Source organism: Planococcus sp. CAU13 (genome assembly GCF_000775575.1).
GTDB lineage: Bacteria > Bacillota > Bacilli > Bacillales_A > Planococcaceae > Planococcus.
The window spans coordinates 1-7737 of record NZ_JRGN01000098.1; the positions used below are offsets into that span (position 1 = coordinate 1).

Genomic DNA, 7737 nt, shown 5'->3' on the forward strand with positions numbered 1-7737 from the left:
AAATTCCGGATGCAGTATAGTGAATTTAAGAAATGAATTTTTCATTAAAAGGAGGAAACTCAATGGCAGTTTTAGTGAAAGGGCAAAAAGTGGATTTGACGAAAGCGAATCCGGCATTGGCGAAAATCAGCGCTGGGCTCGGATGGGATACCGGCAGCAGCGCCCAAACGATGGACCTGGACGCAGTCGCGCTGCTGGTGGACGCGGCAGGGCAGGTGGCAGGAAAAGAATATGTCGTTTTCTATAATAATTTGGCGAGCCCGGATGCGGCCGTCCAATTATCAACGGACAACCGGACAGGCGAAGGCGCGGGCGACAATGAACAGATTCTCATCGATCTGAAAAAGATGCCCCCTGACATTAAGAAAGTTGTGCTGGCCATCCATATCCATGACAGCGATGCGAAAAAACAGAACTTCAGCCAAGCGGTGAACGCCTGCATACAAATCGACGACGCTGCAACCGGCCAGCAGCTGCACCGGTTCGAGTTGGGGAAAGATGCTTTGGGCGGCACCGGCATCATTGCCGGCGAAGTCTATCTGCATAACGGAGAATGGAAATTTTCAGCGGTCGGACAAATCTTCGAAGGTGGGCTGCGTGAATTATGTGCAGCGCATAACTTCCAGGCGGATCCTTCTTTCTTTATTAAAGCGCCAGCGCCAGCCAAAACAGAAGCGCCGAAACAGGCGGCAACATCTTCGATTAACCTGGCGAAAGTCGAGTTGAAGAAGACGGGCGATAAGATCAATCTGAACAAGACGAATTCGCCGCTTGGGGAGATTCTGGTGAACCTGAACTGGAACCAGAAAACGGCGAAAGGCTTTTTGGCCTCGGTTCTGAATGCCAGCTCTTCCGTCGACCTGGATCTCGGTTGCCTGTTTGAACTGAAAGACGGCCACAAAGGCGCGGTGCAGGCACTTGGCAATGCATTCGGCGACCTGACCTATGAACCTTATATTGCACTCGACCATGACGACCGCACCGGTGCAGTCAAAGGCGGCGAGAATCTCCGGATTAATGGCAATAAAATCACGAAGTTCAAGCGGATTCTCGTTTATGCGTTCATCTATGAAGGTGCGGCGAACTGGGCGGAGGTCGACGGTATCGTGACCTTGAAGCAGCAAAGCGGCCCCGACATCGAAGTGCGCCTGGACGAACACCGGAAAGGTAAAAGGATGTGCGCCATTGCGCTGCTGGAAAACGTCAACGACGAAACGATGAGCGTCAAAAAAGTGGTCGAATACTTCAATGGCCATAAGGAAATGGACCGGGCGTTTAAATGGGGCATGAGATGGAGTGCGGGGTCGAAGTGAGCGGTCGATTCAGATGGAGGCGGAGGAATGTTAACCTTATGATATCTTTCATTACTCGTTTTCATCGTTTCTTTGGGGCGGGCGTTCTAAAAAGGGTCTGGATTTTCTTGTTGAGGCTTACAAGCAGAAAGAATATGAGCACAATTGAATTTTGAAATTGGCCGCTTCCTGGGCAGCAAAGATAAATCTCACACCCGCAATTTTCGGATTGCGGGTGTGTTTTTATTCCATTAGACTTTTTCTGTTTTATCCAAGCCCCGCCCCAGCCATTTGATGATGAGAAAGAGCAGCCCCAGGGTGACAAACAGCGCAGCAAGGTTCGGGGCGGTTTTCGTATACAGGTCATTTACAGTTGTCACCGTGAGCCATTCCGGGAAAGTCGGGTCGACGAAGTATTGATAAACGGCAAGGCTGTTGTTGAAGATATGAAGCAGAATCGGTGCCAGCAGAGTGCCGGTCTTTACATAGAGCAGCGAGGCGAGCACCGCGAACAGGAATGCGCCAAAAATATTGACGTGAATAACGCTGAAAATCAGGCTAGTTAAACCGATTCCTTTCCATAAACCGAGTGCTGCCATCAGCCGGTGCAGGATTACGCCTCGGAACACGAACTCTTCCGCGATCGGCGCAAGAATCGCAATAATGAAGCTGAGTGACAGCAGGTACCATAATTCATCGGGGAGCGGCTGCGGCGTGAGCGCGATTTCGATCAAGGCAGGAGAAAGGGACGCAAAGCCCCGCAGCATCAGCCAGTAAATGCTGATGGAGAAAATCAGCACCAGCATGGTGATGCCGATTATAGGTAAAATCCAGGGTGCGATGCCGCTGAAGAAGAAGATGCGGCGCAGTTGTATGCCGTGCCTATTGAAATAATAGCTGCAGATCCAAAAAGGCAGAACGGTGTAGAATATTGTCAGCATGACAATATTGAAGAGAAGGGCGCTGCCAGTGGCCTGCAGCAGCATGGAAATCGATATGAAGCCCGCTACAGTCATCAGAACGATTACAAACCGTTTTCTCTTTTCCTCAAACATCCGTATCGCCGCCTTTTATCGGAGTTTAATTATGGTAATTTTTTGACTTAATAATAACATAGCGTGATTCAATTGTATTTGGCAATGTGTTAAAAATACGGCTGTGGCAATGTTCTTTTTTTAAATTTATTTCATAAATTTTTGATGAAAATTTCATTTTTTCGTGTTTTTTAATTGACGTAAAAACGATCTTGAATATAATTTTAAGTAGAAACACCATTACGGACAGAAAGGGGAAAGATGGAAGTGTGGGCCTTGAAAGTCAATAGATGGCAAGTCTGCATCATAGAAGGCTGGCCATAGGGACGCTGTTTGCTTCTAAAGGAAAGTGTTTCGAATTTTTGGCTTTTGATTGCTGGCATGTACCTTAAAACTAATTGAAAAGGAGAAGATCAGTATGAACACTTTGTTTCCTAAAAGACGAACCGAGCTTTTCCCAAGCCTTTTCGGAAGCGGATTGGATTCTGACTTTTTTAATAAGTTTTTCGGTGAAACCACTTTTCCTCAAGTAGATATACAGGACAAAGGCGACTGGTATGAATTTATGGTCGACCTGCCTGGGTTCACGAAAGATGATATGGAAGTGGAGTACAAAGACGGTTATCTGGAAATCCGCGGCGAAAGAGAACAGAATTGGCAAAGTGATGACAAAGAAGGCCGGTTCCTGCGAAAAGAACGGTCATATGGCGCTTTCAAACGCAGCTTCTATATAGGTGAAATCGAAGAAGATAAAATTTCTGGTTCATTCAAGGAAGGTGTTTTGAAGCTTGAGGTGCCGAAGAGCAAAGAGCAGCAGAAAATTGAAAAAGGATATCGGATTCCAATCGAATAAGGCTTGATGAGGCGTTTTCCTGATACGCAGGGAACGCAGAAAACCGGGGTGCGGGTGCACTCCGGTTTTATTTTTGAAGGTGGCTCATGCTGCTAGTAAAGCGGGATGCTGCTAACATTAAACTTTTGAATCTTTTTCCAACGGATGCCGTATAATACAAGCGATAGCAAAATAGTATTCATGTTACAAAGATAAGCCTTTGAAAAGTTTCACTGATTCAACGGCTTTCATAAAGATTCGTTTCTCGTCCACTCTTTGCGAAAGGTTTGATATTATGGGCACCACTGCACTTATTATTTTCATCTTCCTTGTGCCGTACTTCTGGTTTTTCTGGACCTTCCTGGATGCCATAAGCGGTAAAGCAGGAAAGCCGCGATGGAAAATAGCCCTTGCTGCTTTTCTTGCCTTGGTACTTGGCAGTTTCATCGTCAACTACTATCTTTCCGATAAATATGGGCTTTCATTTTTCCAAAATGGTTTTGAAAGCATCGTTGCCCTGATTATTGCAGGAGCAATTCTGCTGGTTGTTGTCATCGTCAATATCGTAGTAAGTATCATGTTTAAAAACGCTCCCAAATCCGTCCATAATCCGAAAGCAGTCTGGGTGGTCGCAGCTGGGCTTTGCACAACCATCCTGTTTTTCACGATGTGGGTTTATCCATTTGCGGAGAAAACCTCATACATCAATAAAATCGAAACAGCCCTGGATGAAGCAGAAGAGCGACAGGATGATGAAGACATCACCGTTGTGTTCCTGAGCTCCGAAAGGAAATGCTTGCGGACAACTTCATCGAATTGCCATTCAACGCCATACAGCAACACATTTTTCGTCAAAAACAATATGGATGCAACAAAAGAGGTCCAGCTGCAGATCAGGGCATTGGATAGAAAAGAAAATGAGCTGAAGACGCTGGAATCGGATGTAATGACACTGGAAGCCGGCGAATTACGGCTGGTCGAAACCGCAGAAACGTCTGACATGTCGAGCATCTGGCACCGCTCTTCTTTTGTAACCGATGTCCGCACCTATTCCTCTGAATGGCAGTACCATTATCGTGATGTTAAATAAGAAACCCGCCCTTTGTGATTGCAGGGCGGATTTTTATATAGTTAAAATTCATCTTATGAAAGTCGAAAAATTTAAATAATTTATAGTTATTTATTTTGGAAAGGCGTATACTGATTACAAAAATAATTGCACAAAAACCCTTTGGGCTTTGGAGCAGTCACGTAACAGGGAGGGGAAGCGATGGAAAAAAGAATCAGCGAAAGGTTTTCCGCCAATGTTAACGAAGCCATTCTTTGGATGACTTAACTGGAGAAGAGGAAAAACACCATGCTTTATAATGTTGTATTGTTTCTCCATATCGTAGGTGCAGTGACCATGTTTATGGCAATTGCGATTCTTGCCTTGTGCATGCTTTCCATGCTCCATTCAAAGGACACGGAAAACGTCAAGCGGTGGTCGGGCCTTGCTGTGAAGACGGATGCATTGTTTCCGATGAGTTCACTGTTGATATTAGTGCCTGGCCTGTATCTCACCATTTCCACTTGGGGCTGGGGAATGGCCTGGATTAACGTTTCATTGGCAACGCTTCTTGTTGCCAGCTTTTTGGGCCCTGTCATCAATCTTCGGCGTCTGAAAGGAATTCTGGCCGCTGCAGAAGCGGAAACGGATGCTGTACCTTCAAGTACCCTGTTGAACAAAGTGAGAGACCGGGTTCTGTGGAATTCCGTTTTTGTCATGGCCATGCTGGCGGTTGGGATTCTTTTCCTGATGGCGGTCAAGCTCGCCCTGCCAGGATCACTTATTACAATGGCAATTGCTGGAGCAGCAGGCTTCGGCCTGGCACATTTTTTACTTGGCAAAACCAGACCAGAGTCTTCTGCAGAAACTCCGTCGTTTAGATGAATTGTGACCCTGTGTAAAAATGGATATAAAATGGAAGTGGATATTCGTGATAATTTGTACTCTATACAAAACCACCCCCGACGTTACAGCTATGCGGGTGTGGTTTTGCCGTTTTATGCATTTTTATAAATGGTGTATGAATTGTTTGGAACACAGGGTCCGAATGTGAACTGCTGGGAAATCCGTTCGTGCAACCCGTCATGCCTCAGCCTCCCGAGCTGCCTTCACACTTTCCGGATTAAAGAAATTATCCACTAGATCATAGATCGTGATGAGTTCATATAGAATTTTGAACTCGGGCGGAAAGAGGGTCGGGTGCACGGCGTCGCTTGTCGTAATGCCTTTGCTGTCTTCCCAGAAGAAATCAGTGATGATTTTTAATTGGCGCTGATGCTTTACGTGATTGTATTCAACTGAATTCTGCAGGTCGTCCGCAAGTTCCGCAACGGCCTGCATGATGATATTGCGCTCGGCTGGTGTCCACTTAAGGTCATGCAGAGGGATTCGGAGCAGGGCATCCAGGTGGAACTCAAGGTTATGTAAAAAGAGCAATTGCCTTTCCGCCATGAGAAGTTCGGCTTCCCGTTTGCGGACCCTTGAATACAAACTGAATTCACCGCGCTGAAAATGGATCAATTGTTCCGTCTTTTGGATTTTTGAAGTCAATTGTTTCACGAGTTCCCTGTCTTCCTTAAGATCCGCATCACTGTCAAAGAGGACGGTATGGAAAGTGTGTTCCAGCAACGTTCCTGCGCGTTCACTGATGCTTTGGATGCTTTTCAGGATATCTCTCCGGTAATCCGGCGGGAAGATGAGCATGTTTACAGCGGTGGATACGACCAGGCCGATCGTTGTGGTGCCGAGGCGAATGAAGAACGAAATCAGGAAATGGTCATGGATGACTTCGACCATCGCGACGGACGTCAGGGTGGCAACGAGCAGGCCCGCATGCAGATTGAGTTTGTAGCAGACTAAAATTGTGGCAACCGCAGCGAGTGTATAGGTGATCGGTGCGTTCCCGAAAAGGGTGATGAAAAGAACTGCGAATGCAGAACCGATGGCAGATGCCGGAAAACGGACAATCCCTTTTTTGATCGAGTCGCTGACAGTCGGCTCAATCGTCACGATGGCCGTGATGACCGCGAAGACGGGTGGCCAGCCGAACCAGAGACAGATTGTGGCTGTTATAAAAATGGCCAAACCGGTTTTTATGATCCGGCTGCCGTTGAAATGAAAGGATCGAAACATCTTTTTTTCAGCATCTCCTTTACGCAGGATTTCTTCTGTAATTCAGTATAAACTTATGGCGACCCTGTGTAAAAATGGAAATTAAATGGATGGTGAATTTTATGGCAATTCATCCTCTATACATTGCCACCCCCGCTGCTTAAGCAATGCGGGGGTGGTGTTTTTCGTTTTATGCAATTTTAAAAATTGTGAGTGAATTTTTTGAAACACAGGGTCCGAATGGGGAGTGCTCGCAAAAAGGTATAAATTGCTTTTTAGAATAACTCACGTGCCAATAAGCGGTAGACATTCAGTCGTTTTTCCTGGGAATGGGTGATGCTGCAGATCATTGCTTCTTCAAAGCCATATTGCATCTGCTCCTGCTGCAATTGATCCGCCACGTCTTTTGCAGAGCCGACCAGATGGATTTTGCGGTTTTCCTGGATATGCATGCGGTCCATTTCCGACAACGCGGAATTCTGTGCTTCTTCCGGTGTCATGAGCGGCATGAGGCGGCCGCGCATCAGCATAAGGCGTGAAATGTCCTGCGGCAAGGCTTCGTATTCCGCTTCTTCGGCGGTTTCGGCTGTTGTCACCAAATACGACACCGAGATTTCGGGTTTTTCCATAAAGGCGGAAGCGGTGAAATTATTTCGGTAAGCGTCCAGTATTGCTTTCGTCATGCCGCCTTGGAAAAACTGGGCAAATGAATAGCCGACGCCCATGCGTCCCGCTTCGATTGCGCTGTTGCCGCTTGAGCCGAGCAGCCAGGCCTCCGGCAGTTGGATCTGTGTCGGAGCGGCAAGTGTTTTATTGTACAAATTGCTTTCCGGCGTTTCGTCGTTGATCAGCTTCAGTGCCGTATCAAATTTCCCGTACATATCATCTGTCATCGCCCGGCGCCCTTCAGCCAAAGCATAGATGGAGCTGTGGTCGCCGCCCGGCGCACGGCCCACGCCGAAATCGATGCGGCCAGGGGCGAGTGCGCTCAGGGTTTTGAAGACTTCGGCAAGTTTCAGCGGTGAATAATGCATCATCATGACGCCTCCGGTGCCAATGCGGATATTTTCCGTTTTGGCGCTTAAGTAGGCGGCGGTGACTTCGGGAGCGGAGCTTGAAAATGCGCCCGAGCCGTGGTGTTCTGCCATCCACATCCGGCTATAGCCCAATTTGTCTGCGAGAACGGCGAGTTCCACAGCTTTTTGCATGGCAGCTTCTGCCGTATTGCCCGTCGTGACGGGAGCCTGATCGAGTACGCTTAGTTTCATATATGTAACTTCCTTTCTTTGACTGCGGGTTTTCACATAGAGGAGTATAGCAGTCCGGCAAGTGGAAATCATTTTATCTGTTTGGTGATTGGGGTAGAGAATAACATTGCGGCAGATTTTGAGCTTGGAAAGGGCTGAGTGATCATAGAAT

At 47.2% G+C, this 7737-nt stretch carries 7 protein-coding genes; 4 read left to right on the forward strand and 3 right to left on the reverse strand.

Going from position 1 to position 7737, the window contains the following annotated elements; genetic code table 11:
* Positions 1–62 precede the first annotated feature (62 nt).
* Positions 63–1313 carry a TerD family protein gene (locus KW93_RS04310; RefSeq protein ID WP_033541744.1) on the forward strand — a complete coding sequence of 417 codons (1251 nt, stop codon included), beginning with the start codon at positions 63–65 and terminating at the stop codon, positions 1311–1313.
* Positions 1314–1543: 230 nt separating this feature from the next.
* Here the strand turns inward: KW93_RS04310 and KW93_RS04315 are convergent, their stop codons facing one another.
* Positions 1544–2347, reverse strand: coding sequence for a CPBP family intramembrane glutamic endopeptidase (locus KW93_RS04315; RefSeq protein WP_052131463.1), 804 nt, complete (start codon positions 2345–2347; stop codon positions 1544–1546).
* A 397-nt stretch (positions 2348–2744) separates the two neighbouring features.
* Here KW93_RS04315 and KW93_RS04320 point away from each other — a divergent pair, with 397 nt between their 5' ends.
* The 3 genes from KW93_RS04320 (at position 2745) to KW93_RS04330 (ending at position 5091) form a co-directional block, all read left to right on the forward strand.
* Complete coding sequence (locus KW93_RS04320; protein ID WP_033541745.1) at positions 2745–3179, forward strand: Hsp20/alpha crystallin family protein; 435 nt, start codon at positions 2745–2747, stop codon at positions 3177–3179.
* 274 nt (positions 3180–3453) lie between these two features.
* Positions 3454–4248 (forward strand): hypothetical protein, encoded by a 795-nt coding sequence (locus KW93_RS04325; RefSeq protein WP_033541746.1) that lies wholly within the window; start codon positions 3454–3456, stop codon positions 4246–4248.
* Positions 4249–4515: 267 nt separating this feature from the next.
* The gene (locus tag KW93_RS04330) at positions 4516–5091 is read left to right on the forward strand and encodes a DUF2269 family protein (protein ID WP_033541747.1); all 576 of its coding nucleotides are present in this window, start codon (positions 4516–4518) and stop codon (positions 5089–5091) included.
* 198 nt (positions 5092–5289) lie between these two features.
* On the opposite strand, the gene KW93_RS04335 is transcribed toward KW93_RS04330, so the two are convergent.
* Both KW93_RS04335 and KW93_RS04340 read right to left on the reverse strand, forming a co-directional pair.
* Complete coding sequence (locus tag KW93_RS04335) at positions 5290–6339, reverse strand: FUSC family protein (protein ID WP_033541748.1); 1050 nt, start codon at positions 6337–6339, stop codon at positions 5290–5292.
* Positions 6340–6593: 254 nt separating this feature from the next.
* Positions 6594–7586: an MsnO8 family LLM class oxidoreductase gene (locus KW93_RS04340; protein WP_033541749.1), complete on the reverse strand. Its 993-nt coding sequence runs from the start codon at positions 7584–7586 to the stop codon at positions 6594–6596.
* Positions 7587–7737: the final 151 nt, after the last annotated feature.